The sequence below is a fragment of the Janthinobacterium sp. GW822-FHT07H10 genome, from assembly GCF_058798675.1.
Genome location: NZ_JBXAKS010000001.1, coordinates 722,158 through 747,829, shown reverse-complemented (window position 1 = coordinate 747,829; position 25,672 = coordinate 722,158). Strand labels below are relative to the sequence as shown.

The following is a 25,672-nucleotide window of genomic DNA, read 5'->3' as shown; positions in this document are numbered from 1 at the left end:
TCGTCATGCTGCAACCTCGTTCGTGACGGGAGCGGCTGGCACCATGCCGTCGCTTTCCCTGGTGAGAATAGTACACCGGCCGCCGGCATGCTCCGCGCCGGATACGCCGTCGTTATGGCTCTCCCGCCGACCAGCCGCCGCCCATGGCGCGGTACAGGTCGACGGAAGCGACGAGGATGCGCGTCTTCAGCTGCAGCAGCCCGACGTCGGCGCTGTACAGGGTACGCTGGGCGTCGAGTTCTTCCAGGTACGATGCATAGCCGTTGCGGTAGCGGTTGTGCGCGATGCGCAGGGTGTCAGCCGCCGTGGCGCGGCGCGCGTCGTTTTCCACGGCTTGCTGCCGCAGGCGGTGGATGGCGCCCAGGCTGTTCTCCGTCTCGGCGAAGGCATTCCTCACCGCGTTTTCATACGCATACGCCAGCTGGTCGCGCTGGGCGCCCGCCGCATCCGTCTGCGCCTGCACGCGGCCGCCGTCGAACAGCGGGCCGGCCGCCAGCGCCGTCAGGCGCCACAAGGCTTTCGGCGCATGCAGGAAATCGGTCAGCGTGGTGGCTTGCCCGCCGCCTGTCGCCGTCAGCTTGAACGACGGCAGCAGCTGGTCGCGCGTGGCGGCCAGGCTGGCATTGGCGGCCGCCAGATTGTGCTCCGCGCGCGCGATGTCGGGGCGCCGGCGCAGCAGTTCCGACGGCAGGCCGGCCGGCACGACGGGCGCGCTCAGCTGCGCCAGCGGCAGGCCGCGCGCGATGGCGCCGGGATTGCCGCCGACGAGGATGGCCAGCGCGTTTTCCTGCTCGAAGATCTGCCGCTGCAGCTGCGGCACCTGCTCGGCCGCCGCATGGTATTCCGATTGCGCCTGCAGCCATTCCAGGCGCGAGCTGTAGCCCACCTCGAACTGCTTGTGCGCCAGTTCGCGCGACTGTTCGCGCAGCTGCAGGGTCGATTGCGTCAGCGCCAGCTGCGCGTCGAGTCCCCGCAAATTCAGGTAGGCGGTGGCCACGCTGGCGGCGATCGACAGGGCCGCCGCATCGAGGCTGGCCTGCTCGGCGCGGTAGCTCTCGGCGGCCGCGTCGCTCAGATTGCCCAGCCGACCCCACACATCGATTTCATAGCTGGCCTGCAGCTCGGCCTGGAAGACATTCGTCACGTAGGGCACGCCGTTGTAGGCCAGCGTGCGCGTGCGCGTGGGCGAGCCGTCGAAGGCCAGGCTGGGCGCGCGGTTCGCATCGGCCTGCGCCAGGCGCGCGCGGTACTCCTGCACGCGGGCACGCGCCACGCGCAAGTCGCCGTTGCGCGCCAGCGCCTCGCCGACCAGGTTGCTCAGCACCGGGTCGCCAAAGGCGTGCCACCATAGCAGCTCGACATGCGCACCATCAGAGGTGGCAATGGGCACCGGCGCACCGGCGGCCTGCGCGCGCCAGCCGGACGGCAGCTGCAGGGTCGATGGGGGCTGCGGCGGCGCCTTGGCGGCGCAGCCGGCCAGCGCCAGCACGCCGGCCACGATTGCATGGCGGCGTTTCATGGCTTGGCTTTCGCCGGCGCCTTTTTCGGCGCTGCTGGCGACGGCGCCGGGTTTTCCGCCGAGTCGTTCAGCACGGCGGAAGTATCGACGCTGACCACCACCGACATGCCGGGCACCAGGCGGCGCGCATTCGCCTGGCCCGGATCGATGCGGATGCGCACGGGGATGCGCTGGGCAATTTTGAGGTAATTGCCCGTCGCGTTATCGGCCGGCAGCACGGAAAACTCCGAGCCCGTGGCCGGCGAGATGCGCTCCACCTGTCCCGTCAGCACGGCGCCATCGAGGGCATCGACGTGGAAAGTGGCGCTCTGCCCTTCCTGCACGCCGTTCATCTGCGTTTCCTTGAAATTGGCGATCACCCACATCTGGCGCGGCACCAGCGCCATCAGCTGCGCCCCCGAATTCACGTACGCGCCCTGGCGCACCGTCACCTGGCCCAGCTGGCCATCGGATGGCGCCACGATGCGCGTGTTATCGAGGTCGATCTTCGCCGCCTTGACGGCCGCCTGCGCATTCGCCACGGCCGCTTCCAGCGCCTGCTTGTTGACCACCACGCTATGCACGCTTTGCTGGGCGATGTCGAGATTGGCCCTGGCCTGTGCCAGCGCGGCCGCCATCTGCGCCTGCGCCGCGCGCGACTGGTCATGCTCGCGCTGCGACAGCGAACCGTCCGCCACCAGCTGCTCGACGCGGCCCAGGTCGGCGCTGGCCTTGCGCGCCTGCGCTTCCGCATTCGCCAGCGCCGCCTGGCTGACGGCAATGCCCGCCTGCGCGCTGGCCTTCTGCTGCGCCCAGTTCGACAGCGCCGCCTGCTGCGCGGCCAGTTGGGCCTGCGCCTGCTCGTAGCGCTGCTGGTAGATGCGGTCGTCGATGCGCACCAGCAGCTGGCCTTCCTTCACATCCATGAAATCCTGCACCGTCACGTCCACCACGTAGCCGGACAACTGCGTGCCGATGATCGTCACCTGCCCGCGCACGGTGGCGTTTTCCGTCGTCACGATGGGACTGGTAAACGGCGGCAGGCGCCACGCATACAGCACGATCAACACGCCCACCAGGGCCACGGCGGCAAAGGCCAGCGCGGACAGCCACTGGTGGCGCCGGTCCGGCTGCGCCGCGGAAGGGGCGCTGGCCGCAGGCGCGGGCGTGGCGGCGGGCGACGCCGGTGTGGCGGCGGGCGGCGGATTCTTATTTTCTGTCATTGCTCGGTTCCGAATTGGTAATGGGGACGATGGCCATGGCCGTTTGCGCGTCGCGCACCGGCCCCACCAGGCGCCGCGCGCCGATGGTGATGCGGGTCCAGAACTGGCTGACCAGCATCCAGATCAGGGTGGCGATGGCGACGCCGGCGATCATCAAAAAAACATCGTTATAGGCCAGCACATTGGCTTCGCGCGTGGCGATGGCGCCGAGCCGCGCCACGCCCTGGGCGCTGCGCAGGGCGGGATCGGCCAATACGCCGCCGTAGCTGGCCGCGCCCGACTGCACGCGCGCGGCCACCTGCGGATCGAGCATGGTCAGGTGTTCGACCAGGTAGCTGGAATGGTATTTTTCGCGCGCCGTCTGGATGGTGCCGACGATGGCCGAACCGAGCAAGCCGCCCAGGTTCTGCGTCATGGTAAACATCACGGAAAAACTTACCAGGTTGCGCGGTTCGGCGATCACGGCCCCCATGCCGGCCACCATGGTGGGACCGAGGAAATACGTGCCGCCAAAGGCCAGCAGGAACTGGCTCAGGTACATGTTGACGGGCCGCGTCTGGCTGGTCGCATGCGCGTCGATCAGGGCGCCGGCGGCGATCAGCAGCAGCGCGAACATCAGCGAGCGGTTCAGGGTCGCCGGATTGATCGTCAGCGCGCTGACCACCAGGCCCGCCACGCTGCCCAGCAGCACGACGACGAACAGGTTCTGCATCTGGTCCGTGTTCAAGCCCAGCGCCTGCAGGAAGCCGACGGCGCCCGTCGATTCGGACAGCACGATGCGAAACAGCAGCACCGATAAAAACAGCTTGGCGATCTTGCCCGTGGTGAGCCAGCGCGTATTGAGCAGCGGTCGCGCGCGGTTATGCTCGATGGCCAGCGACGCGGCGATCAGCACGATGGAGCATGCCAGGCACACGCCTACCCACTCGGCCTCCATCCACCAGGCCGTGCGTCCCTGCGCCAGCACGGCGCACAGCAGGGCCATGCCGGGCGCGAACAGGATGAAGGTGAGGAAGTCGAGCGGTTCGAAGGTCTGCATGCGGTCGCCGGGCGGCAATTTGAGGGCCAGCACGCAGCCCAGCGCCAGCAGGGCCAGCCCCAGCTCGAACAGGTACAGGCCATGCCACTCGCCGATCTGCAGCAACTCGGAAGTAAAGATGCGCGCCAGCGGCAGCGCCAGCTGCGCAAAGCCCAGGCCCAGCACGACGCCCTTCAGCCGGTGCTTGGCGGGAAACGCCTGCAAGGTGTAGTACAGGCCCAGCACCCCCAGGGCGCCGCCCACCATGCCATGCGCGGCCCGCACGGCGATGGCCGACGACAGGCTGTTCGCGTACAGGTGGGCGAAGGTGACGAGCGCATACAGCACGAGGAAGAATTCGGTGAACAGGCGCAGGCCGAATTGCTGGCGGAATTTCACCAGCAGCAGATTCATGGAGACGATGGTCATCACGTAGGCGGCCGGCAGCCACTGCATCTGGTAGGCATAGGCGCCCAGCGAACCCTGCAGGTTGAGCAGGTTGGCCGTCACGAGGCCGTTGCCGAGTCCTCCCGTCAGCGCGACGATCAGGCCGACGATGAAATACGCGACGCGCTTGGGCGTCGGGTGTTCGGGCATCGATGGCGACCCGGGCAAGGTCGGGCGTTCGCCCGGCCCCCAGGTCCGAGGTGTGTACTTGTCCATGCGGTCATCGCGATCAGGTTTGCGGGAACGACTCAATGCTGTTGTTATGCAAACAGTTGCAAATGAGCAGTTCCAGTCAGCAGCATATCACCGCAGGCCGTTTTGCCTGGTTAAATTGATCGCGGGTGTTGCCAAGAAGAAAAATCAGGCTACGATGCGGTGCACCGGCAGGGGCGACCTGGCTGGTCCACCCCGCCCTGCGCCCGACCTGGCCCGCGCTTACACCTGCGGCGGGTCCGTCTCGCGCGCAAACGCCCGGTGCGCTGCCAGCGCCTTCTTGAAGGCCGCCACGGCTTTCACCACGTCGCCCGAAGGCACGACGATGATGGCCGGGTCGGGCTTGCCATCGGGCAAGGTGGTCGGCACGCCGGCCTTGTCCAGCAAGCCCCTGCCTGCGCCGATAGCCAGGAGCGGCTTGCAGTGGCGGTATTGCAGGCGCAGGAAGTCGAGCGCGTTGGCATCGCCGCCCAGCTGCTGCACGGCGCCCTGGCCGTCAGGCACCACGACGGCGTCGAAGAGCACGGACGGTCCCGCTTCGAGCGAAATCTCGACGGCCAGCGGCGCGGCGCTGCTCGTGTCGACACGGCCCAGCTGGCTGCCCACCAGGCGCGGCACGGCGCCGTCGGCCAGCAGCGCGGCATAGATGCTGCGCACCTGCGCGCCATCGCTGCCCGGCCCGACCAGGATGGCCACGCGCAGGGTATGGATGCCGGTTTTTCCGGGGCGGAACGTCAGCGACAGCGCCGGCGACGGCGCATACGAGGGCATCGGCTGCATCGAGGCGCGCGGCATGACCGGCGGCAGCGCCAGGCCCAGCGCATCGGCCAGGCGCTGCGCCAGGGTCTCGTCGACATTGCGCAGCATGCTCACCACGCGCTGGCGGATGGCCACCGTCTGCACCTTGCTCAGTTCGAAGCGGAACGCGTGCACGATATGGTCTTGCTCGACGGCCGTCTGGCTGATCCAGAACAGCCGTCCCTGCGCGTAATGCTCGGCGAATTTCTCGGGCTTGCCCCGCACCTTGTCGCCCTCGGTCGCGGCGGGAAAGCTGTTGAAGCCCTTGCTGCCGGCCTGGAACGGACAGCCGCCGGCCAGCGAATTGGGCTCGTACGCCACCCGCCCGCGGTTGATGGCCTGGCGGTGGATGCCGTCGCGCTGGTTGTTGTGCACGGGTGCGAGTGGCGCATTGATGGGGAGCTCATGGAAGTTGGCGCCGCCCAGGCGCGTCAGCTGCGTATCGACGTACGAATGGATGCGCCCCTGCAGCAGCGGGTCGTTGGAAAAATCGATGCCGGGCACGATGTGCGCCGTGCAGAAGGCCACCTGCTCCGTCTCGGCAAAGAAATTGTCGGGGTTGCGGTTCAAGACCATTTTTCCGACGGGGATCAACGGCACCAGCTCTTCCGGGATCAGCTTGGTCGGGTCGAGCACGTCGAAGGGAAACGCTTCGGCCTGCGCTTCCGTGAAGACCTGGAAGGACAGTTCATATTCGGGGTATTCGCCGCACTCGATGGCTTCCCACAGGTCGCGCCGGTGGAAGTCCGAATCGGCGCCGCTCAGCTTGACAGCCTCATCCCACACGAGCGAATGCGTGCCGGCCATGGGCGACCAGTGGAATTTACAGAAGACGGACTGGCCCTTGGCATTGACCAGGCGAAACGTATGCACGCCAAAACCCTGCATCATGCGGAAGCTGCGCGGGATGGCGCGGTCGGACATGACCCACATCAGCATGTGCGTGATTTCCGGCGACAGCGAGGCGAAATCCCAGAACGTGTCGTGCGCGCTGGCCGCCTGCGGGATGCCGTTGTGCGGCTCGGGCTTGACGGCGTGCACGAGGTCGGGGAATTTCATCGCATCCTGGATGAAGAAGACGGGAATGTTGTTGCCGACCAAATCCCAGTTGCCCTCGTCCGTATAAAACTTCACGGCGAAGCCGCGCACGTCGCGCGCCGTGTCGGTCGAACCGCGCTCGCCGGCCACCGTGGAAAACCGCACGAAAACGGGCGTGCGCTTGCCCGCCTTGGCGAACGGCGTGGCGCGCGTCAGCTTGCTTTGTTCCTTGTAGCATTCGAAGTAGCCATGGGCGGCCGAACCGCGCGCATGCACGACGCGCTCGGGGATGCGCTCATGGTCGAAATGCGTGAGCTTTTCGCGCAGGATGAAGTCTTCCATCAGGGTGGGGCCGCGCAAGCCCGCCTTCAGCGAATTCTGGTTGTCGCCCACGGGCACGCCCTGGTTGGTCGTCAGCACGCAGCCGCTGTCGTCGGCGCGGGCGCGGTCCAGCGCCGCATTCTGCGCATTCGCGCCCAGTTCCGGCAAGCCGTCGCCCACCTTCGGCGACGGCGTCGTCTCGCCCGTGGTGCTGGCCGTGGCCAGCGGCTCCTCAACCGCGACGTGCACGCCCTCTTCCGGCGCATGCGCCGCCGCGCCGTACTGGCCCAGCACGTTGGGATTGTCGGGCATGGCGGCGGACAGGGCCTGCCCGGCGCCAGCCTTGTTCAGCAATGCCTGCGCGATGGGGTTGCTGCTGCCCAGGCTCAGTGGTGGATCGATTTCGGACGGCCCCGACATGCTGCTCAATACGGAACCGGCGCCATCCGTGGATGGCGATTTCTTATTGCTAGCCATGACATCTCCTGTGAGTATCTTGCCCACGAACATCGCGCTGCAAGGCGTTCCAGGAAGGCACGAGCCAGCGCGCGTACAGGGGCAATCAAACATGGTGAAAAAGGGACACCGAACAAGCACCTGGAGCGCCTGTCCACGCTCCGTACAACCTTGTGCGCGTGGGCGCTGGCCCAGTCCGCTACAGTGGCGAACCGGGCCAGCGCCCACGACAAATACTCAGCAAGAATGCGTCAAACAACGGCAAACGCTATTTACGCGAGCCCAGCAGCTTCGACAGGCCATAACCGGCCGCCATCGCCACCAGCAGGGATACGGCCGGGCGTTCGCGCACATAGCCGCGGCCCGTTTCACCGGCGCGCTGGCAGGCGGCGCCCAGCTGCTTGCCGCGCGCCTTCAGGCGCTCGGATGCCTTGCCAACGGTGGCGCTGACCTGCTCGATGCGATCGCCCACCTGGTCCACGCTGTCGTGCGCGCGCGTGGCCACCTTGTCGATCAACGGCTGGGCCTGGTCTGCCACCTTGTCGATGCTGCGGTGCAAATCCTGGCGGGTATCCTGGGCGTTACCGTTCAGGTCGGAACTGGCTTTTTCAATCGCGTTCATGATGGTTTCCTTTTAAGTATGAATAAAATCCAACCATGCTCGATGCCGTGACCGAATCATGATTCTCCTCGCTTCCGGGGAAAAAGAAGCGATTAAACGCTGCCGGACTGAGCCATATCAAATACGGCATCAGCGGCACGCTGTTGCCACCACCTTAACCGCGCCGGCCACGCGCCACCGTGCGCTGCCACACCTTGAAGCGCAGACTTAAATTCCTGTCAGAAATAACCATCTCCAGCGGCCTCGCGAGGCTGGTGAAGATGGGATAGACGCTGCCGTGCATGCACATCGGCCACCCTGCTTTGCCAGCAGGCATGCCACGTCTTGCCGGATGGCGTCATCGACACGCAATTTGCCGACTTGCCGGCGCAGCCGCGCGATTTCTTCCCGCAACTGCGGCTGACGCCTGGCGCCATATGGCATGGAAAACGCCCGGCAGCGGCCAGGCGTCGTTGGGCAACGACGATGGCCTATGCATGGTCCTTTTCTGCAGACAACGCCAATCCCGCACAAATGTATGGATTTTTGCCAGGCTTTTACGCATAATATCGACAGGCAAAATCCATGCATACAGAAAAATGTCCCAGTCGAAATCCATACAAGAAGACAGTCAGACCAGCGCGTGGACCACGCCGTTCGTGCAGCACGGCGGCCCGCGCTACCTGCAGATCGCCGACATGCTGGAACGCGCGCTGTCCGACGGCAGCCTGCGCCCCGGCGACCGCTTGCCGCCGCAGCGCCGCCTGGCAGCGCTGTTCCAGGTCGACCTGACGACGGTGACGCGCGCCTACGACGAGGCCAAGCGCAGGAATCTGCTGGAGGGACGGGGCGCGCGCGGCACCTACGTGGCCGCGCCGAAAGTGGAATTGACGCAGATGCTGGACCTGAGCATGAACATCCCGCCGCCGCCCGTCGGCGTGGATTTCGACGACCTGCTGAAACAGGGCGTGGCGCAGGTGCTGATGCGCACGGACAGCGATCTGCTGATGAGTTATCACCTGGGCGGCGGCGGCAAGGCCGACCGCGCGGCGGGCGCCGTCTGGCTGGCCCCCATGTTCGGCCAGGTCGATGCGGAACACGTGGTGGCCTGCCCCGGCGCGCAGGCGGCGCTGGCGGCACTGATCCTGACCTTGAGCCGGCCCGGCGACGCGATATTGACGGAGCCGGCCGTGTACCCCGGCCTGCGCTCGGCCGCGGGACAGCTGAACCGCAAGGTGATCGTCGTGGACACGGATGCGGACGGCATGCTGCCCGAGGCGCTGGAAAAGGCCTGCCGCAAGCACCGCGCGCGCCTCGTGTACCTGAACCCCACCCTGCAAAACCCCACGGCACGCACCATGCCGGCCGCGCGCCGCCTGGCCATCACGCAAGTGGCGCAGCGCTGCGGCATGCACATCATCGAGGACGACCCCTACTGGCTGCTGGCCTCCGACGCGCCGCCGCCGCTGGCCCTTTACGCGCCGGGCCACGTGTCCTACATCGCCACCCTGTCGAAATGCCTGGCGCCGGGCTTGCGCATGGCCTATGCACTGCTGCCCGACGCGCAGCTGCGCGAACGCTTCCTGCAGGCGCTGCGCTCATTCAGCTTGATGGCCACGCCATTGACGACAGCGCTGGCGACGCAATGGATACACGACGGCTCTGCGCGCAACCTGCTGGCCGGCGTGCGCAGCGAAGCCGATGCGCGCCAGGACGTGATCCACACCATCCTGACGGGCAGCAGCCACGCACGCAGCGACGGCATCCACGTATGGTTTTCGCTGCCCAGCTACTGGACCTCGCGCGAACTGGCCGCCACGGCCCGCGCCCAGGGCGTGGCCGTCACGGCCTCCGACGCCTTCTACGACAACGGCCCGCCGAACGCCATCCGCATCTCGCTGGGCAGCATCCGCGACCGCGCGCGGCTGGCCAACGCCCTCAAAAAACTGTCGCTGCTGCTGGCGCACAAGCCGGCCATGCGGCACGAATTCGTGATTTAGCCCGCCAAGGCACCGTCGGCGCAGGCGGGCGACAGAAACGCGGGCGAAAAAAAACCCACCGTTTGCACGGTGGGTTTTTTTCTACTGCGAATACTTGGTGCCGTTGGCCGGAATCGAACTGGCGACCTTCACATTACGAATGTGCTGCTCTACCAACTGAGCTACAACGGCGAAGACCCACATTCTACAAACAATGCACAAAATTTGCTAGTGTCAATGCGATCTTTTTTCATTTTTTTTAGCGGCCCTGCCGCGGGCCGCCAAAAAAAGGGGAAAAGTGGGGCTTTTACTCCGCGTGGTAAGCCGTCACGCGGGCCACTTCGTCTTTCGAGCCGAGGAAGACGGGCACGCGCTGGTGCAGCTTGTGCGGGGCGATGTCCATGATGCGCTGCTGGCCGTCGGTGGCGGCGCCGCCGGCCTGTTCGACGATGAAGGCCATCGGGTTCGCTTCATACATCAGGCGCAGCTTGCCCGGCATCGAGGTGTCGCGCAGGTCGGCCGGGTACATGAAGATGCCGCCGCGGTTCAGGATGCGGTGCACGTCGGCCACCATCGAGGCGATCCAGCGCATGTTGAAATTGGTGCCGCGCGGGCCCGTGTCGCCGGCCAGCAGTTCGTCGACATAACGCTTCACGGGTGGATGCCAGTGGCGCGCGTTCGACATGTTGATGGCGAATTCCTTGGTCGTCGGCGGAATCTGCATATTGCTTTGCGTGAGCACCCACGAACCCATCTCGCGGTCCAGGGTGAAGCAGTTCACGCCATTGCCGAAGGTCAGCACCAGCATGGTTTGCGGGCCGTACACGGCGTAGCCGGCCGCCACTTGCTTGGCGCCCGCCTGCATGAAATCCTGCTCCGTCGGCTCGCCCATGCCGTCCGGCGCCTTCAGCACGGAGAAGATGGTGCCGATCGAGACGTTGACGTCGATGTTCGACGAACCGTCCAATGGGTCGAACAGCAGCATGTATTCGCCTTTCGGATAGCGGTTCGGAATCGGATGGATCGATTCCATCTCTTCCGACGCCATGGCCGCCAGGTGGCCGCCCCACTCATTCGCTTCAAGCAAAATCTCGTTGGAGATGATGTCGAGCTTTTTCTGCACTTCGCCCTGCACGTTTTCCGTATCGGCCGTGCCCAGCACCTCGCCCAGCGCGCCCTTGCTGACGGCGTGGCTGATGGTTTTACAGGCGCGCGCGACGACTTCGATCAGCAGGCGCAGTTCGGCCGGAATGCTGTTGTTCGAGCGTTGCTCTTCAACCAGGTATTGCGTAAGACTGATGCGTTTCATGAATTCCCTTTTGTTTTAATGGTATTTCTTTGCTTAAGCCAGGATAACAGCCGGGGGCAGACGGGGACGCCGGGTCCCGGCGGGCCTGCCCCCAAAAATTAATTCGCCAATGCCTTGGAAACGACTTCCATCACGTCGTTCGACAAGCTGGCCTGGCCCGCCACCTTTTCCAGCGCGTCGCGCATGTGGCTTTGCAGGGCCGGCACATAACGGCGCCAGCGGTCCATCGAGCGCGCCAGGCGCGCGGCCACCTGCGGATTCAGGGCGTCGAGCGCGATGACCTGCTCGGCCCAGAAGGCGTAGCCGCTGCCGTCAGCCGCATGGAACTGCGATGGATTGGCGTTGGTGAAATTGAAAATCAGGCTGCGCGCGCGGTTCGGGTTCTTCAAGGTGAAAGCCGGATGCGTCATCAGCTGGCGCACGGCCTGCACGTCGGTCGATGGCGCGGCCGCCTGCATGGCGAACCATTTGTCGACCACCAGCGCCTCGCTCTCGAAGTCGCTATAGAAACTGGCCAGCGCCGCCTGCGCATGCGAGGGCGAACCGGAATGAATCAGGGCACCCAGGGCGGCGGCGCGGTCCGTCATGTTGCCGGCGCTGTCGAACTGCTGCTGCGCCAGGGCCAGTTCCGCTTCGCCCGGGGCGATCAGCAGATAGGACAGGGCCAGGTTCTTCAGCGCGCGCTTGCCGGCCGACAGGGCGTCGGGACTGTATTCGCCCGGCGTCTGGTTGGCGTGATACTGCGCCAGCAATTCGGGCTTCAGGGCCGCGGCGATGGTGCGGCGCATGAACTGGCGCGCCGTGTGGATCGCCTGCGGATCGACTTGCGCCATGCGCTCGGCGATGATGGTTTCCGACGGCAGGATCAGGGCCAGTTCGCGGAAGGCGGCATCGAGCGTTTCGTCGGCCAGCAAGGCGCGCTGCGCTTCGATGAAGGTGTCGTCCAGCGCCAGCGTTTCGCCGGCGGCCACGGCCTCGGTGAGTTTCAGCAGGCGCTCCATGGCCAGGCGCTGGCCCGCCTCCCAGCGGTTGACGGCGTCGCTGTCGTGGCGGAACAGGTGCAGCAGTTCGGCATCGGTATAGCCGTACTCCAGCACCACGGGCGCGGAAAAATCGCGCAGCAGCGACGGCACGGGGACTTCCTTCACGTTCGTGAAGCGGAAGGTTTGCGACGCCTCGGTCAGTTCCAGCACGACGCTGGTGGCGCCGTCCGACGCCACGCCGTCAACATGCAGCGGCAGGTCGCGGCCATCCGCGCCCAGCAAGCCGACGCTGACGGGAATATGGAAAGGCAGCTTTTTCGGCTGGCCCGGCGTGGCGGGGCAGCTTTGCGCCAGGGTCAGCTCGAACGTCTGGCTGGCGGCGTCGTAGCGCGTGGACGCTTTCAGCACCGGCGTGCCGGCCTGGCTGTACCAGCGCTCGAATTGCGTGAAATCGCGGCCATTCGCGTCCGCCATGGCGGCGCGGAAGTCGTCGCACTGCACGGCCTGGCCATCGTGGCGCTCAAAGTACAGGTCCATGCCCTTGCGAAAAGCCTCGCGGCCCACGAGGGTCTGGTACATGCGCACCACTTCGGCGCCCTTTTCGTAGATCGTGACCGTATAAAAGTTATTGATCTCGACGAAGGAATCGGGACGCACGGGATGCGCCATCGGACCCGCGTCTTCAGGGAACTGCGCCTGGCGCAGGGTACGCACCTGGTCGATGCGCGTGACGGCGCGGCCCGTGTCCGTGCCGATCATGTCGGCCGAAAATTCCTGGTCGCGGAACACCGTCAGGCCTTCCTTCAGCGACAGCTGGAACCAGTCGCGGCACGTGACGCGGTTGCCGGTCCAGTTATGGAAGTATTCATGGCCGACCACCGCCTCGATGCCCGCGTAGTCGACGTCCGTCGCCACGCGCGGATTGGCCAGCACATACTTGGTATTGAAGATGTTCAGACCCTTGTTTTCCATGGCGCCCATGTTGAAGTCGCCCACGGCAACGATCATGAAGCGGTCCAGGTCCAGCTCCAGGCCGAAGCGTTCCTCATCCCAGCGGATGGAATTCTTCAGCGACTGCATGGCGTAATCGGTCTTGTCGAGGTTGCCGTCTTCCACCCACACCTGCAGCAGCACTTCGCGGCCGGACTGCAAGGTGTAACGCTCCTCCTGGCACACCAGGCGCGCCGCCACCAGCGCGAACAGGTAGGACGGCTTCTTGAACGGGTCTTCCCACTTGGCGTAATGGCGGCCATCGCCGAGGTCGCCCTCTTCGATCAGGTTGCCGTTCGACAACAACACCGGATATTTTTCCTTGTCGGCGCGCAGCATGACCGTGTACTTGGCCATCACGTCGGGACGGTCCGGGAAGAAGGTAATGCGGCGGAAGCCTTCCGCTTCGCACTGCGTGAAGAAATTATGGTTCGATACATACAGGCCGGAGAGCGACGTATTGTCTTGCGGCGCCAGCAGCGTTTCGATATCGAGCAGCACCTCGTCCGGCGCCTTCGGGATGGTCAGCATGCTGGCCGTCAATTTGTACTGCGACGGCTTCAATACCTTGCCATTCAGGCGCACCATCACCAGTTCGATGTGTTCACCGTGCAATTCGATGCTGCGGCTGCTGCTGGCCGGGTTGTGGCGCATGCGGATCCGGCTCGCCACCACTGTGCGGGCGGGATCGAGATCGAAACCAAGTTCGACGCTGTCAACCAGGAAGCTGGGCGGCGTGTAATCTTTGCGGTAAATCGTCTGAGGGCTGTCTGTGCGCATAGGGATTTGGGTGGGAGCGGAGGCAAAAGCCTATTTTACCAACACCAGGCCCGGAACGGACCGATTCACCGGCCATTTGCAGCGATTCATATCAGGGAATGTGGGATTCCCTTACACGCCGACATGCTCGGTAACATTCTGTAATAATGCATGGAAACAAATGGAACTATTCTTATAATACTAAGCGATGAATTGCGCCTGCCAACAATGAGTTGCAGCTAATCATTAAGAACACTAAGGAGATCATGCAATGAAACGATATCTCACCATCATGATGGCCGCATTGACCGTGTTGCTCACCGGATGCGCCACCACCATACGCAGCGACGTCACGGCCTTCCACGAATGGCCCGCGCAGTTGCAGGACAAATCGTATGTCTTCGAGGCGCCAGCGGCGGAAAGCGACACGCTGGAATACCGCAGCTACCAGAACCTCGTGCGCGCGGAACTGGCCAAACACGGCTTCGGCGAGGCCTCCGGACCTGCGGCGGCCAACTTGCGCGTGTCGATGGATTTTTCGACGGTCGACTACCCTGAGCGCGTGCTGCAGGCGTCCGACCCATTCTGGTATGGCCCCGGCTACTGGCCCGGCCGCTACGGCTACCGCTACGGCGCATGGCCAGGTTATGGCCGCTTTGGCTATAACCCCTACTGGTATGGCCCGATGGAAGTGGAAGAAAGCGTGCGCCATAAATACGAACGCGAATTGCGCGTGACGATCAATGACCGCACCGGCAAGAAACTGTATGACGTGACCGTGCAATCGACCAGCAACAAGCGCGCCACGTCGCAAGTGATGCCCGCCATGGTGGCCAGCGCCTTTGCCGATTTCCCCGGCCAGAGCGGCGTGCCGCGCAAGGTCGAAGTCAAGGTTGAATAACGGCGCGCGGCCAGTATCCGATGCGCCAAAAAAACCGGCTTGTGCAGCAATGCGCAAGCCGGTTTTTTCATGCCTACGAATAGTAGGCTTCGGCCGACAGGGTAATGGCGCCGATCAGGGCCACGGCCAGCACCAGCACGATCAGCAGGCGGCCGAACTTCGGCGCGCCGTCGTTTCCGCTGTCGCCGCTCATGGCACGATGATGGTCGAACCGGTCGTCTTGCGCCCCTCCAGGTCCGCATGCGCCTGGGCGATATGGGCCAGGCTGTAGCGCTGGTTGATCTCGATCTTCACTTCGCCGCTGCTGACGACGCCGAACAGCGAAGCGGCCATCTCTTCCAGGTTCGTGCGGTTCGAGGCATAGCTGAACAGGGCTGGGCGCGTGATGAACAGCGATCCGCGCGACGCCAGTTCGGACAGGGTAAACGCCGGCACGGGGCCGGAAGCATTGCCGAAGCTGACCATCATGCCCAGCGGCGCCAGACAGTCGAGCGAGCCCGTAAACGTGTCCTTGCCGATGGAATCGTAGACCACGGAGACGCCCTTGCCGCCCGTGATCTCGCGCACGCGCTCGACGAAGTTTTCCGTGTTGTAGTTGATGACGTGGGCCGCGCCATGGGCCTTGGCCAGGGCCGCCTTGTCATCGGAACCGGCCGTGCCGATCAGGTTCACGCCCAGCACCTTCGCCCACTGGCAGGCGATCAGGCCCACGCCGCCGGCTGCCGCGTGGAACAGCACCGTGTCGCCCGCCTTCAGGGCCACCGTGCGGTGGAACAGGTATTGCACCGTCAAGCCCTGCAGCATCATGGCCGCCGCCGTATCGAAGGCGATACGCTCGGGCAGCACCAGCAGCAAAGCCGCCGGCAGGTTGCGCTGCTGCGCATAGGCGCCATTGATGCGCGCCGCATACGCCACGCGGTCGCCGATTTTCACTTCCGTGACACCCTCGCCCACCGCCTCGACGATGCCCGCGCCCTCGACGCCCAGGCCATTGGGCAGCGGCTGCGGGTACAGGCCCGTGCGGAAATACACATCGATGAAATTGAGGCCGATGGCTTCGTGCTTGACGCGCGCCTCGCCCGGACCGGGCGGCGGCAGCTCCACATCCACATACTCCATCACTTCCGGACCGCCCACGCGCTGTACGCGGATGGCCTTGGTGGTAATCGTTGCGCTCACAATATGCTCCTTGGAAAGAAGAATGGGGAAAACGTCAGGCTGCCGCGCTGGCCCGCGCCTGCAGCTGCGACAGCACCAGGTGCGCCGACGACAGATTCGTCGCGCACGCCACGTTGTGCACGTCGCAGGCGCGCACCAGGGCGTTGATGTCCGGCTCGTGCGGCTGCGGCGTCATCGGGTCGCGCAGGAAGATCACGCAATCGATCAAGCCTTCCACCAGCAGCGAGCCGATCTGCAAGTCGCCGCCGAACGGCCCCGAGTGCTTGCGCTCGACCGCCAGGCCCAGCTCGTTGATCAGGCGGCCGCCCGTGGTGCCCGTGGCCGACAGTTCGCAGCCTTTCAAAAAGTCCAGGTATTCGCCCGCCAGGGTAATCATGTCATCTTTTTTCTTATCGTGGGCAATCAGGGCGATGCGTGTTTTCATGGTGGGGACGTTTTCAGTGGGTGGAGGAATTATTTCTTTTTCGACAGCAAGTAAATACCGGCCAAGACCAGGCTGGTGCCGGCCAGTTGCCAGTTGGTGATCGGTTCATCGAGGATCATGGCGCCCAGGAACAGGGTCGACACGGGACCGATCATGCCGGCCTGCGAGGCGACGGGTGCGCCGATGCGCTCGACGGCGATCATCGTCATGAAGACGGGCATCACCGTGCAAAAGATACCGTTCAACAGGGACAAGCCATACACAGGCATCGGCTGGATCAGCAGCTCGACGGGCCGCAGGATGAAGAATTGAACGATGCAGGCAAAGCTGGCCACGCACATCGCGTAGGAAACGAGCCGCATCGAGCCGATGCGCTTGACCAGCTCGCCGGAACCGAGCAGGTACACGGCATACGAACAGGCCGAACCCAGCACCAGGGTCGAACCGAGCGCCACGTTGCTGGCGCCGCCCTGCAAGTCATGCACGAACACCAGCACGATGCCGCAATACGAGGTGAGCAGGGCCAACCACTGCACGCGGCTGATGGTCTGCTTGAAATACACGGTGGTAATCAGCAGCACGAAAGTCGGCGTGAGGAACAGGATCAGCCGCTCCAGGCCGACGGAAATGTATTGCAGCCCCAGGAAATCGAGATAGCTGGACAGGTAATAACCGACGAGACCCAGCCCGACGAGGCGCCAGCGGTCGCTGCTCGACAGCGGCGGCTCCGTGCGCATCTTCCAGTATGCGATGACGGCGAACACGGGCAGCGAAAAGATCATCCTGAAGGCGATCAGGGTGACGGCGTCGATCTGGTAGCGGTACAGCAGCTTGGCGACGATGGCCTTGGTGGAAAACAGCACCGTCCCGCCCACGGCGATGGCCAGGCCACCGAGGTAGACGGAACGGGGAAGCGATGCGGGGGATGCTTGCGGGGAACTGGAGCTCATCCCAGGATTGTAAGGCAAAAGCCAAAGGCGGCTGATAAGCCCAGCGGCAAAAACCGGGGCCGGCCCCTGAGGGGCCGCCCCGGCCCTTGCCTTCTGGGTGGAAGCGCAGGCCGGCCTTTACGACACCACCACCGCCGCCGCCCCCGCCGTCACGCTGGCCGTCGTCACGCGCGCAATCACGTTCGACGGCGCGCTGCCGCCGACGAGCTTGTTGACTTGCTTGAACTGCGCCACCAGCTTGCCCGGCGTCAGGGTCACCACCGTGTAGCCCTGCGCATCCGTGTTCAAGTGCTTGATCCATGGATTGTTGCCCAGGCCGGACAATTGTTGCGCCAGGCCCAGCAAAGTCGTGTTGAAGTCAGCGCTCGCTTTCAAGCCAGCCTGCACGGCGGCGACCGTGCCGTCCAGCTGGGCTTCCGGCACGCCCTTGGCGGCCAGGGCGCCGCGCAACTGCACGCGCAACTGCTCCAGCAGGCTGTCGACGGTGGGCGCCGCCTTGCCCATGGTGTAGTCGAGCAGGTTGATGTCGAGATTGACCGTGCCCAGGCCCGTGACGGGGATGGCCAGCGGATAGCTGACGAGGGTGCCGACATCGCCCATCGTGCCGGCAGCCGACTTCAGGTAGCTGAAGAAGGAATCGGAGCTGACGCCGGCCGACACCAGGTCCACCATCACGGGCGTGCCGCCGCCGGCCGCGTCGAAATCGTCGCTGACCGTGCCGGCAAAGAAGGAGTGGATGTCGCCCGTAATCGCCACCACGTTGCCGATGGCATTCGTCTTCAGGTGGGCCATCAGGTTCTTGCGCTCGCTGTTGTAGCCATCCCACTGGTCGCAATTGAGCAAAAAGCGCGTGAAGAACGGCGCCAGCGCCGCCTGCTGGCCCGAGGCGACGACAAAGCTCGACGCGGCCTTGTTGGCCAGCACGTCGGGCTTGATCCAGCCGAAGGCGATCACTTGCGCGGCGGCGGCCGGCGTGGCGCTGTTGTAGGCCGCCACCGTGATGCCGGCCTGGGCCGCGCTCAAGCCGGCGCCCACGGCTGCCGCGCCCTGCGCGCTGGCATTGGCAGCCGCGCCGGCGATCGCCATGGCCGCGGCCTGGGCCACGGCTTGCGAGGCGCCCGCCGTCGAGGCCGCCACGATGGCGGACGCCAGCGGGACGCTGCCGCCCACCAGCGGCAAGGTACTGGCGATGGCCTTGCCCACCGTCGACATGGCGCTCAGCGCCACCAGGGTGGCGATGGCATCCGTGCCATTCAAGCCCATGCGCAGCAAGGACACCTCATTGCCCCACAGCTTCCAGGTGGACGTGGCCGCCTTCATCTTGCCCTTCCACCAGTCGCGCTGGGTGCTGCCCAGCATGCCGACGGCCGCCAGCGGATCGGCGCCGGCTTTCGTGGCGGCGGCCATCTTCTGCCCTTCCACGCTGTCGAACAGCGCTTGCGGCACCAGATAGCGGCTGCCGATGCTGCCCAGCGGCTTGCCCGTGGCGGGATTGATGGTCGATTCGGCAATCGCGTGGTCGGCGCGGTACAGGCGCTCGTCCGTCATCACCAGCTGCATCAGTTTGCCGAACTGGAAATCGCGGTAGATCTGGATATTCTGGAACGTCGTGGCGGCGGCGTCGAACGTGACGTCGGCCGGCATGTATTCGAACCACGCCTGGTTGGCACTGCGGCGGCGGGCCGGCTGGTGCAGGTCGCTGCCATCCGCCGCCACGATGCCCTCGTAGGTGGCGGCATCCTGCCAGGCGTCGTCCGTGAATTCGTGGTCGTCCCAGATGGCGATGAAGGCGAAGCGCTCGTGCACGGCTTGCAGGCGCGCATCGGTGCGGTATTTCTTGTACAGGTAGCGGTAATCGGCCACCGTGGTCGCATATTTCGCGCCCGCGTTGCCGCTCTTGAATGTGCCGTCCGGCAATTTCAGCTGGTCGTGGCGGTTTTCCACGGCGCCGCTCTGGAACGCCTCGCCCACCGTTTCATAGATGTAGTCGCCCAGGTGGACGATGAAGTCGAGCGTTTCGTTGGCAGCGATGTGCGACAGCGCGCCCCAGTGGTTGATGCTCCAGTCCTGGCACGTCAGGTAGGCGAACTGCAGCTGGCTGACGTCGGCCGTGGCGGCGGGTGCCGTCTTGAAGCGGCCCACGTTCGAGCGCACGTCGCCGGCGATGAACTGGTAAAAGTACACCTGCCCCGGCTGCAAGCCCGTCACCTTGTGGCGCAGGGTATTGTCGAAATCGGCCTTCAACGGCAACTTGGCGTCGACGATGGGCGTGCCCGCCAGGGCCGTGTTGCCGCCCAGCGCGGCCGTATTGTCGGCCGCGCTGACGATCAGGCGCACGGCGACGTCGGACTTGCCGGCCACGGCGGGCGCGACGGCGTCGAAACTGGCTGGCACGACGCGCGTCCACAGCATGGCGCTGTCCGGGCGCGGATCGCCGGAAGCCACGCTTTGCGGGAATTTCCAGTCGCTGCCCGAAGCCAGCGGCACGCCAGGGTCGCTGTAATCGCTGCTGCCACAGGCGGCGAGGCCGACGGTGGCCACCGACACGGTAATAAAGCCACCCAATTTCAAAAATTGCCGCCTGTCCATTTGATTTGCCATGATGTCGCGCCCTCAGCTATGGTGAAAGCGCGTCACTTTAGCAACAGATTATGTCCGCTTGATGACGGGGCCATGCCGCTTCGCAGGGGGCCGATATGCTAAAATGTCGGCCACAATTGAACACCCGTCTAAGGAAGATTCGACATGGCAGGACATAGCAAATGGGCCAACATCAAACATAAAAAGGCTGCCACGGATGCCAAGCGCGGCAAAATCTGGACCCGCCTGATCAAGGAAATCACGGTCGCGGCCCGCATGGGCGGCGCCGATATCGCGGCCAATCCGCGCCTGCGCCTGGCCGTCGACAAGGCGGCCGACGCGAATATGCCGAAAGACAACGTCCAGCGCGCGATCAACCGCGGCAGCGGCGGCGTCGACGGCGCCAATTACGAAGAAGTGCGCTACGAAGGCTATGGCGTGGGCGGCGCGGCCGTCATCGTCGAATGCATGACGGACAACCGCGTGCGCACGGTGGCCGAGGTACGCAACGCCTTCAACAAGAATGGCGGCAACATGGGCAACGAAGGCTCGGTCGCCTTCATGTTCCAGCACTGCGGCCAGCTGCTGTTCGCGCCGGGCACCGATGAAGACAAGCTGATGGAAGCGGCCCTGGAAGCGGGCGCCGAAGACGTCATCGCCGACGAGGAAGGCGGCTTCGAAGTGCTGACCCCCGTGCACGATTTCGCCACCGTCAAGGAAGCGCTGGAAGCGGCCGGCTTCAAGGCGGAAGTGGCCGAAGTCATCATGAAGCCGGCGACAGAAACCGTCTACACGGGCGACGACGCCGTCAAGATGCAAAAGCTGATCGATGCGCTGGAACTGCTGGACGACGTGCAGGAAGTCTTCACCAACGCCCTGATCGAAAACTAAGCAACAACCTCAAGGGCGGCACCGCCGCCCTGCAACCCACACTGAACGAACGGTCCCTATGAAAATTCTGGTAGTCGGCTCTGGCGGCCGCGAACACGCCCTGGCCTGGAAACTGGCCCAGTCCGAACGCATACAGATGGTGTATGTCGCGCCGGGCAATGGCGGCACCGCGCGCGATGCGCGCCTGGTCAATCTCGACATCAGCGACCCGCAATTGCTGGCCGACTTCGTTCAGCAGGAACACATCGGCCTGACCGTCGTCGGCCCGGAAGTGCCGCTGGCGGCAGGCATCGTCAACCTGTTCCGCTCGCGCGGCCTGAAAATCTTCGGCCCCACGAAAGAAGCGGCGCAGCTGGAATCGTCGAAGGACTTCGCCAAGGCCTTCATGCAGCGCCACGGCATCCCGACGGCGGCCTACCAGACCTTCTCCGACGTCGCCCCCGCGCATGCCTACATCGACGCCATGGGCGCACCGATCGTCATCAAGGCCGACGGCCTGGCCGCCGGCAAGGGCGTGGTTGTTGCCATGACCCTGGAAGAGGCGCACCAGGCGGTTGACATGATGCTGGCAGACAACCAGTTCGGCGACGCCGGCGCGCGCATCGTCATCGAGGAATTCCTCGCCGGCGAGGAAGCGAGCTTCATCGTCATGTGCGACGGCAAGAACATCCTGCCGCTGGCCACCAGCCAGGATCACAAGCGCCTGAAGGATAACGACCAGGGCCCGAACACGGGCGGCATGGGCGCATATTCGCCGGCGCCCATCGTCACGCCGGCCATGCATGCGCGCGTCATGCGCGAAATCATCAATCCGACCATCCAGGGCATGGCCAAGGACGGCATCACGTTTACGGGCTTTTTGTACGCCGGCCTGATGATCGACGACAAGGGCACGCCGAAGACGCTGGAATTCAACTGCCGCATGGGCGACCCGGAAACGCAACCCATCATGGCGCGCCTGAAGACCGACCTGGTGACCGTCATGGAACACGCCGTCAACGGCACGCTCGACGCCGTGGAGCTGGAATGGGACCGCCGCACGGCCGTCGGCGTCGTCATGGCCGCTGCCGGCTATCCGGACGATCCCGTCAAAGGCACGCCGATCGGCGACATCCCGGCGGAAACGCCCGACTCCGTCACCTTCCATGCGGGCACCCGCATCGAGGGCGAGCGCCTGGTCACCAACGGCGGCCGCGTGCTGTGCGTGGTGGGCCTCGGCGACAGCATCAAGATGGCGCAGAAGCAGGCGTATGAAACCGTGGAAAAAATCCACTTCGACGGCGCGCAGTACCGCCGCGACATCGGCTGGCGCGGCCTGAAACACTGATCCCCCCCGTTGTGGCACACGGCAGGGCCGGCGCGGAACTTCTCCGCCCCGGCCCTGTTGTTTTTCGCGCGTCGGAAAAATGGGCATTGCGTTACCATGCTGCCTCCCTGACAAGTTTGCCGCCCATGACAGCCCATGCCCATCCCTCCCTTGCCGCACTGCGCCAGCTCGGCCTGATCACCGCCACCGAGTTCGACGAGGCCATGGCCGAACTGGAGATCCTCGCGCTGGACGAGGAAGACGATGTCGACATGCCGCGGCTGGCACCCGATGCGGGTCTTGCCGACACCCTGGCATGGCTGCTGCACACGGACCTGCTGCCGCAGGACGCCTTCCTGCCGCGCGTGCGCGATTTGCCGCGCCAGCATGGCGGCGCGGCCCTGCAGGAACGCCAGCAGCCGGCCGCCGCCGCGTTGCAGCTGGTCAACCGCCAGGCCGTCGACACCCTGTATGACGAAAATCTGATCGACCAGTGGCAGCGCGATGCCGCCCACGCCAGCTTGCCAGCCGACCGCCTGCTCGCCTCGCCGATCGCCGCCCTGCGCGAGATGCTCGGCCAAGGCACCTTGACGCAGCCACAATTCGAGGCCCTGCGCACGCGCCGGCACGGTTCGGAACTGGCGCGCATCATCGTCGATGGCGCCGTGCGCCAGGCGCGCCGCGAGCGTCCCGCCCATGCACGCCCGGGGACCTGGCTGCTGGCCGCGCTGTTGCTGCTGGTGCTCGCGTTTGCCGGCCGGAGCATCGTCGCCGGCCGGGCCGCCACGCATCCCGCCCCTGGCAGCGCGGGGAGCGCCGTCGAACGCCGCGACTTGCAGCCGCGCGCCGCGCAGGCCGTGGAGAGCGCCCGCATGCCCGGCGCCGAAGCGCAGTTGTCCATCACGGTGGTGCAGGACGGCGCGCCGCCGCCGGCTCCCTAAACCACAGCGCAAGCGCCGGCCTATCACAAAAACGCGTAACAGGGTACAATCCGTCCTTAATTTTTTATTTCGGCCTCGTCGGCCCACGCGATGTCGTCAACTCCCTCCCCTTCGGCCGTCAAAGCCTATTTGCTCGATTTGCAGAACCGTATCGTGCAGGCGCTTGAAGCGCAGGACGGCAAGCCGTTCCTGACCGATGCCTGGCAGCGCCCCGAGGGCGGCGGCGGCATTTCGCGGCTGATCGAGGAAGGCAATGTGTTCGAGCGGGGCGGCGTGAATTTTTCGCACGTCACCGGTGCCGCACTGCCGCCATCGGCAGCGGCCGCGCGTCCTGAACTGGGCGGCAAGGCGTGGGAAGCGATGGGCGTGTCGCTGGTACTGCATCCGCGTAACCCGTATGCGCCCACGGTGCACATGAATGTGCGGTTTTTCAGCACCGTCAACGCCGATGGCGAACCCGTATGGTGGTTTGGCGGCGGCATGGACCTGACGCCGTATTATGGCGACGCGGGCGACGTAAAGCACTTCCACCAGGTGTGCCATGATGCGCTGGCGCCGTTCGGCGCGGAGCTGCATCCGAAGTTCAAGCAGTGGTGCGACGATTATTTCTACCTGAAGCACCGGCGCGAAGCGCGCGGCGCCGGCGGTATCTTCTTCGACGACTTCAACGCCCTGGGCTTTGACGACAGCTTTGCGATGATGCGCAGCGCCGGCGACGCCTTCGTCAACGCCTATGTGCCTATCCTCGCGCGCCGCAAGGACACGCCCTACGGCGAGCGCGAACGCGATTTCCAGTGCTACCGGCGCGGACGCTATGTGGAGTTCAACCTGGTCTTCGACCGCGGCACCCTGTTCGGGCTGCAATCGGGCGGACGTACCGAGGCGATCCTGATGTCGATGCCGCCCGTGGTCAAGTGGCGCTACGACTGGCACCCGGAAGCAGGCAGTCCCGAAGCGGCGCTGTATACTGACTTCCTCGTGCACCGCGACTGGCTGCAGGCGTGACGGAAAATGGCACGGTAAGCAGTACGGCGCGCAATACCCCATGCGTGGCGCTACTCGGTGGCAGCTACGATCCGGTACATATCGGCCACGTCGCGCTGGGCACGCATTTTTCCAGCCTGCTGCACGCCGATGAACTGCGCGTGATTCCGGCCGGCGCGCCCTGGCAAAAGGGCAGGCTGGGCGCCAGCGGGCAGCAGCGGGCCGAAATGGCAGGCCTGGCCTTCAGCGGCCTGCCCTTGCCGGTGGTGATCGACCGCCAGGAAATCGAGCGTAGCGAGCATGGCAAGGCCAGCTACACCATCGATACCTTGCGCCAGGTACGCGCCGAGCTGGGGCCGCGCGCTTCCATCGTTTTCCTGATGGGCGCCGACCAGCTACAGCGGCTCGCGACATGGCGCGAATGGCAGCAATTATTTGAATACGCGCATATCTGCGTCGCGGCCCGCCCCGGCTTCGCGCTGAATGACACAGCAGTGCCGCAGGTGGTCGCCGACGAATTTTCGCGCCGCCTGGGCACCCTGGAAAGCATCCGCAACACGCCGCACGGTCTGACTTATCTGGCACAGGACTTCGCGGTGGATATCTCCGCCACCGAAATACGTGCGGCATTACAACGGGGGAACCGGGCAAACTCGCTTGTTTCTCCGCTAGTGCTAGACTATATTGAACAACATAATTTATACAAAAGCTAAATGGACATCAAAAAACTGCAAACCCTCGTTGTTGACGCCCTTGAAGACGTCAAAGGCCAAGACATCGCCGTCTTCGAAACGAGTCACCTGACCAGCCTGTTCGACCGCATCGCGATCGTCTCCGGTACCTCGAACCGTCAAACCAAGGCGCTGGCCGCCTCGGTACGCAACAAGGTCAAGGACGCCGGCGGCGACATCATCGGCATGGAAGGCGAGGACACCGGTGAATGGGTGCTGGTCGATCTGGGCGACATGATCGTCCACATCATGCAAGCGCCTATCCGCGCCTACTACCGCCTTGAAGAAATCTGGGGCGACACGCCGGTCAAGCTCGGCGCCGCCAAGCGCGCGCCGAAAAAAGCCGCCGGCGACGAACCGAAGAAGGTCAGCGGCCATCTGGCGGCAAGCAAGGCCAATGTGGAAGCGACGCCCGTGATCGAGAAAAAGGCGCCTGCCAAGAAAGCCGCGGCCACCACCGCCGCCAAGAAAGCCCCGGCGAAGAAAGCCACCACCTCCAAGGCCGTCGGCAAGACCGTGAAAGTCGCGCCAACCAAGACCGAAGCGGCTGCAGTCAAGGCATTGAAAGCGCTGCCGGAGAAAAAAGTGCGCGCCCCACGCGCGGCCAAACCGGCAGCCGATGCGGCACCGGCAAAAACCGTGATCAAGCGTATCAAAAAAGTCGAAGCGTAAGCCTCGATGCAGCTCATCATCGCTGCGGTCGGCCATAAAATGCCGGCCTGGATAGAGACGGGCTTCGCGGAATACGCGAAGCGCATGCCGCCGGAACTGCGCATCGTGCTGAAGGAAATCAAGCCGGTGGAACGTTCCGGCAGCAAGACCGCCGCCACGGCGATGGCGCTGGAACGCGAACGCATCGAAGCCGTCCTGCCCAAGGGCGTGCGCATCATCGCCCTCGACGAACGCGGCAAGGACCTGACCAGCGTCGGCCTGTCGCAGCAATTGATGGCCTGGCAGCAGGATGGCCGCGACACCGCCTTTTTGATCGGCGGTGCCGACGGCCTCGATCCGCAACTCAAGGCACGTGCCGAAGGCATGCTGCGCATCTCCAGCATGACCCTGCCGCATGGCGTGGTGCGCGTCATCCTCGCCGAGCAGCTGTACCGCGCCTGGTCGATCACGCAAAACCATCCCTATCACCGCGTCTGACCA

General features: G+C 64.8%; 20 protein-coding genes and 1 tRNA gene. 9 read left to right on the top strand and 12 right to left on the bottom strand.

What is annotated here, in order from left to right:
* Window positions 1-112: 112 nt before the first annotated feature.
* The 5 genes from AC1RDJ_RS03380 to AC1RDJ_RS03360 all read right to left on the bottom strand — a co-directional run bounded on the left by AC1RDJ_RS03380 (window position 113) and on the right by AC1RDJ_RS03360 (window position 7,634).
* Entirely contained in the window at window positions 113-1,519 is a 1,407-nt protein-coding gene (locus AC1RDJ_RS03380) for an efflux transporter outer membrane subunit (RefSeq protein ID WP_493026479.1), read from the bottom strand.
* Window positions 1,516-2,721, bottom strand: coding sequence for an HlyD family secretion protein (locus AC1RDJ_RS03375; protein ID WP_493026478.1), 1,206 nt, complete (start codon window positions 2,719-2,721; stop codon window positions 1,516-1,518). The genes AC1RDJ_RS03380 and AC1RDJ_RS03375 overlap by 4 nt, the downstream gene beginning before the upstream one ends.
* Window positions 2,708-4,402, bottom strand: a complete 1,695-nt coding sequence (locus tag AC1RDJ_RS03370; protein WP_493026477.1) for an MFS transporter — start codon at window positions 4,400-4,402, stop codon at window positions 2,708-2,710. The genes AC1RDJ_RS03375 and AC1RDJ_RS03370 overlap by 14 nt, the downstream gene beginning before the upstream one ends.
* Window positions 4,403-4,621: 219 nt before the next feature.
* Entirely contained in the window at window positions 4,622-7,033 is a 2,412-nt protein-coding gene (locus tag AC1RDJ_RS03365; protein ID WP_493026476.1) for a catalase, read from the bottom strand.
* A 247-nt stretch (window positions 7,034-7,280) separates the two neighbouring features.
* Window positions 7,281-7,634 (bottom strand): hypothetical protein, encoded by a 354-nt coding sequence (locus AC1RDJ_RS03360; RefSeq protein WP_071322206.1) that lies wholly within the window; start codon window positions 7,632-7,634, stop codon window positions 7,281-7,283.
* Between the two features lie 578 nt (window positions 7,635-8,212).
* On the opposite strand from AC1RDJ_RS03360, the gene AC1RDJ_RS03355 reads away from it, so the two are divergent.
* Window positions 8,213-9,613, top strand: coding sequence for an aminotransferase-like domain-containing protein (locus tag AC1RDJ_RS03355; protein ID WP_493026475.1), 1,401 nt, complete (start codon window positions 8,213-8,215; stop codon window positions 9,611-9,613).
* Window positions 9,614-9,708: 95 nt separating this feature from the next.
* Here the strand turns inward: AC1RDJ_RS03355 and AC1RDJ_RS03350 are convergent.
* From AC1RDJ_RS03350 to pepN, 3 genes are all read right to left on the bottom strand, one after another.
* Window positions 9,709-9,784: transfer RNA gene (locus tag AC1RDJ_RS03350), tRNA-Thr, on the bottom strand.
* 115 nt (window positions 9,785-9,899) lie between these two features.
* The gene (locus AC1RDJ_RS03345) at window positions 9,900-10,901 is read right to left on the bottom strand and encodes a class 1 fructose-bisphosphatase (protein WP_071322204.1); all 1,002 of its coding nucleotides are present in this window, start codon (window positions 10,899-10,901) and stop codon (window positions 9,900-9,902) included.
* A 98-nt stretch (window positions 10,902-10,999) separates the two neighbouring features.
* Window positions 11,000-13,654: an aminopeptidase N gene (gene pepN / locus AC1RDJ_RS03340; protein ID WP_493026474.1), complete on the bottom strand. Its 2,655-nt coding sequence runs from the start codon at window positions 13,652-13,654 to the stop codon at window positions 11,000-11,002.
* 250 nt (window positions 13,655-13,904) lie between these two features.
* On the opposite strand from pepN, the gene AC1RDJ_RS03335 reads away from it, so the two are divergent.
* A complete protein-coding gene (locus AC1RDJ_RS03335) occupies window positions 13,905-14,534 on the top strand; it encodes a DUF4136 domain-containing protein (RefSeq protein WP_071322202.1) in 630 nt (209 codons plus the stop codon).
* A gap of 189 nt (window positions 14,535-14,723) precedes the next feature.
* Here the strand turns inward: AC1RDJ_RS03335 and AC1RDJ_RS03330 are convergent, their stop codons facing one another.
* The 4 genes from AC1RDJ_RS03330 to AC1RDJ_RS03315 all read right to left on the bottom strand — a co-directional run bounded on the left by AC1RDJ_RS03330 (window position 14,724) and on the right by AC1RDJ_RS03315 (window position 19,688).
* Window positions 14,724-15,653 (bottom strand): quinone oxidoreductase family protein, encoded by a 930-nt coding sequence (locus AC1RDJ_RS03330; protein ID WP_071326234.1) that lies wholly within the window; start codon window positions 15,651-15,653, stop codon window positions 14,724-14,726.
* Window positions 15,654-15,747: 94 nt separating this feature from the next.
* Window positions 15,748-16,137, bottom strand: coding sequence for a methylglyoxal synthase (locus AC1RDJ_RS03325; protein ID WP_034786684.1), 390 nt, complete (start codon window positions 16,135-16,137; stop codon window positions 15,748-15,750).
* A gap of 29 nt (window positions 16,138-16,166) precedes the next feature.
* Window positions 16,167-17,087, bottom strand: coding sequence for a DMT family transporter (locus AC1RDJ_RS03320; RefSeq protein ID WP_493026473.1), 921 nt, complete (start codon window positions 17,085-17,087; stop codon window positions 16,167-16,169).
* A 117-nt stretch (window positions 17,088-17,204) separates the two neighbouring features.
* On the bottom strand, window positions 17,205-19,688 hold the full coding sequence (locus tag AC1RDJ_RS03315; RefSeq protein WP_493026472.1) for an alkaline phosphatase D family protein: 2,484 nt from the start codon (window positions 19,686-19,688) through the stop codon (window positions 17,205-17,207).
* 144 nt (window positions 19,689-19,832) lie between these two features.
* On the opposite strand from AC1RDJ_RS03315, the gene AC1RDJ_RS03310 reads away from it, so the two are divergent.
* From AC1RDJ_RS03310 to rlmH, 7 genes are all read left to right on the top strand, one after another.
* Window positions 19,833-20,558: a YebC/PmpR family DNA-binding transcriptional regulator gene (locus AC1RDJ_RS03310; protein WP_071322199.1), complete on the top strand. Its 726-nt coding sequence runs from the start codon at window positions 19,833-19,835 to the stop codon at window positions 20,556-20,558.
* Between the two features lie 58 nt (window positions 20,559-20,616).
* On the top strand, window positions 20,617-21,885 hold the full coding sequence (purD, locus tag AC1RDJ_RS03305) for a phosphoribosylamine--glycine ligase (RefSeq protein ID WP_071322198.1): 1,269 nt from the start codon (window positions 20,617-20,619) through the stop codon (window positions 21,883-21,885).
* A 125-nt stretch (window positions 21,886-22,010) separates the two neighbouring features.
* Window positions 22,011-22,805 (top strand): hypothetical protein, encoded by a 795-nt coding sequence (locus AC1RDJ_RS03300; protein ID WP_493026471.1) that lies wholly within the window; start codon window positions 22,011-22,013, stop codon window positions 22,803-22,805.
* 90 nt (window positions 22,806-22,895) lie between these two features.
* Window positions 22,896-23,810 carry an oxygen-dependent coproporphyrinogen oxidase gene (gene hemF / locus AC1RDJ_RS03295; RefSeq protein ID WP_071322196.1) on the top strand — a complete coding sequence of 305 codons (915 nt, stop codon included), beginning with the start codon at window positions 22,896-22,898 and terminating at the stop codon, window positions 23,808-23,810.
* A complete protein-coding gene (gene nadD, locus AC1RDJ_RS03290) occupies window positions 23,807-24,502 on the top strand; it encodes a nicotinate (nicotinamide) nucleotide adenylyltransferase (protein ID WP_071322195.1) in 696 nt (231 codons plus the stop codon). The genes hemF and nadD overlap by 4 nt, the downstream gene beginning before the upstream one ends.
* On the top strand, window positions 24,503-25,192 hold the full coding sequence (gene rsfS / locus AC1RDJ_RS03285) for a ribosome silencing factor (protein WP_493026470.1): 690 nt from the start codon (window positions 24,503-24,505) through the stop codon (window positions 25,190-25,192).
* A 6-nt stretch (window positions 25,193-25,198) separates the two neighbouring features.
* A complete protein-coding gene (gene rlmH, locus AC1RDJ_RS03280) occupies window positions 25,199-25,669 on the top strand; it encodes a 23S rRNA (pseudouridine(1915)-N(3))-methyltransferase RlmH (protein WP_034747108.1) in 471 nt (156 codons plus the stop codon).
* The last annotated feature ends 3 nt before the right edge of the window (window positions 25,670-25,672 follow it).

What these genes read in the sequence shown, in the direction of transcription:
- AC1RDJ_RS03380 (WP_493026479.1), bottom strand. Translation starts at nt 1,519, where the DNA reads ATGAAACGCCGCCATGCAATCGTGGCCGGCGTGCTGGCGCTGGCCGGC.
- AC1RDJ_RS03375 (WP_493026478.1), bottom strand. Translation starts at nt 2,721, where the DNA reads ATGACAGAAAATAAGAATCCGCCGCCCGCCGCCACACCGGCGTCGCCC.
- AC1RDJ_RS03370 (WP_493026477.1), bottom strand. Translation starts at nt 4,402, where the DNA reads ATGGACAAGTACACACCTCGGACCTGGGGGCCGGGCGAACGCCCGACC.
- AC1RDJ_RS03365 (WP_493026476.1), bottom strand. Translation starts at nt 7,033, where the DNA reads ATGGCTAGCAATAAGAAATCGCCATCCACGGATGGCGCCGGTTCCGTA.
- AC1RDJ_RS03360 (WP_071322206.1), bottom strand. Translation starts at nt 7,634, where the DNA reads ATGAACGCGATTGAAAAAGCCAGTTCCGACCTGAACGGTAACGCCCAG.
- AC1RDJ_RS03355 (WP_493026475.1), top strand. Translation starts at nt 8,213, where the DNA reads ATGTCCCAGTCGAAATCCATACAAGAAGACAGTCAGACCAGCGCGTGG.
- AC1RDJ_RS03345 (WP_071322204.1), bottom strand. Translation starts at nt 10,901, where the DNA reads ATGAAACGCATCAGTCTTACGCAATACCTGGTTGAAGAGCAACGCTCG.
- pepN (WP_493026474.1), bottom strand. Translation starts at nt 13,654, where the DNA reads ATGCGCACAGACAGCCCTCAGACGATTTACCGCAAAGATTACACGCCG.
- AC1RDJ_RS03335 (WP_071322202.1), top strand. Translation starts at nt 13,905, where the DNA reads ATGAAACGATATCTCACCATCATGATGGCCGCATTGACCGTGTTGCTC.
- AC1RDJ_RS03330 (WP_071326234.1), bottom strand. Translation starts at nt 15,653, where the DNA reads ATGGAGTATGTGGATGTGGAGCTGCCGCCGCCCGGTCCGGGCGAGGCG.
- AC1RDJ_RS03325 (WP_034786684.1), bottom strand. Translation starts at nt 16,137, where the DNA reads ATGAAAACACGCATCGCCCTGATTGCCCACGATAAGAAAAAAGATGAC.
- AC1RDJ_RS03320 (WP_493026473.1), bottom strand. Translation starts at nt 17,087, where the DNA reads ATGAGCTCCAGTTCCCCGCAAGCATCCCCCGCATCGCTTCCCCGTTCC.
- AC1RDJ_RS03315 (WP_493026472.1), bottom strand. Translation starts at nt 19,688, where the DNA reads ATGGCAAATCAAATGGACAGGCGGCAATTTTTGAAATTGGGTGGCTTT.
- AC1RDJ_RS03310 (WP_071322199.1), top strand. Translation starts at nt 19,833, where the DNA reads ATGGCAGGACATAGCAAATGGGCCAACATCAAACATAAAAAGGCTGCC.
- purD (WP_071322198.1), top strand. Translation starts at nt 20,617, where the DNA reads ATGAAAATTCTGGTAGTCGGCTCTGGCGGCCGCGAACACGCCCTGGCC.
- AC1RDJ_RS03300 (WP_493026471.1), top strand. Translation starts at nt 22,011, where the DNA reads ATGACAGCCCATGCCCATCCCTCCCTTGCCGCACTGCGCCAGCTCGGC.
- hemF (WP_071322196.1), top strand. Translation starts at nt 22,896, where the DNA reads ATGTCGTCAACTCCCTCCCCTTCGGCCGTCAAAGCCTATTTGCTCGAT.
- rsfS (WP_493026470.1), top strand. Translation starts at nt 24,503, where the DNA reads ATGGACATCAAAAAACTGCAAACCCTCGTTGTTGACGCCCTTGAAGAC.
- rlmH (WP_034747108.1), top strand. Translation starts at nt 25,199, where the DNA reads ATGCAGCTCATCATCGCTGCGGTCGGCCATAAAATGCCGGCCTGGATA.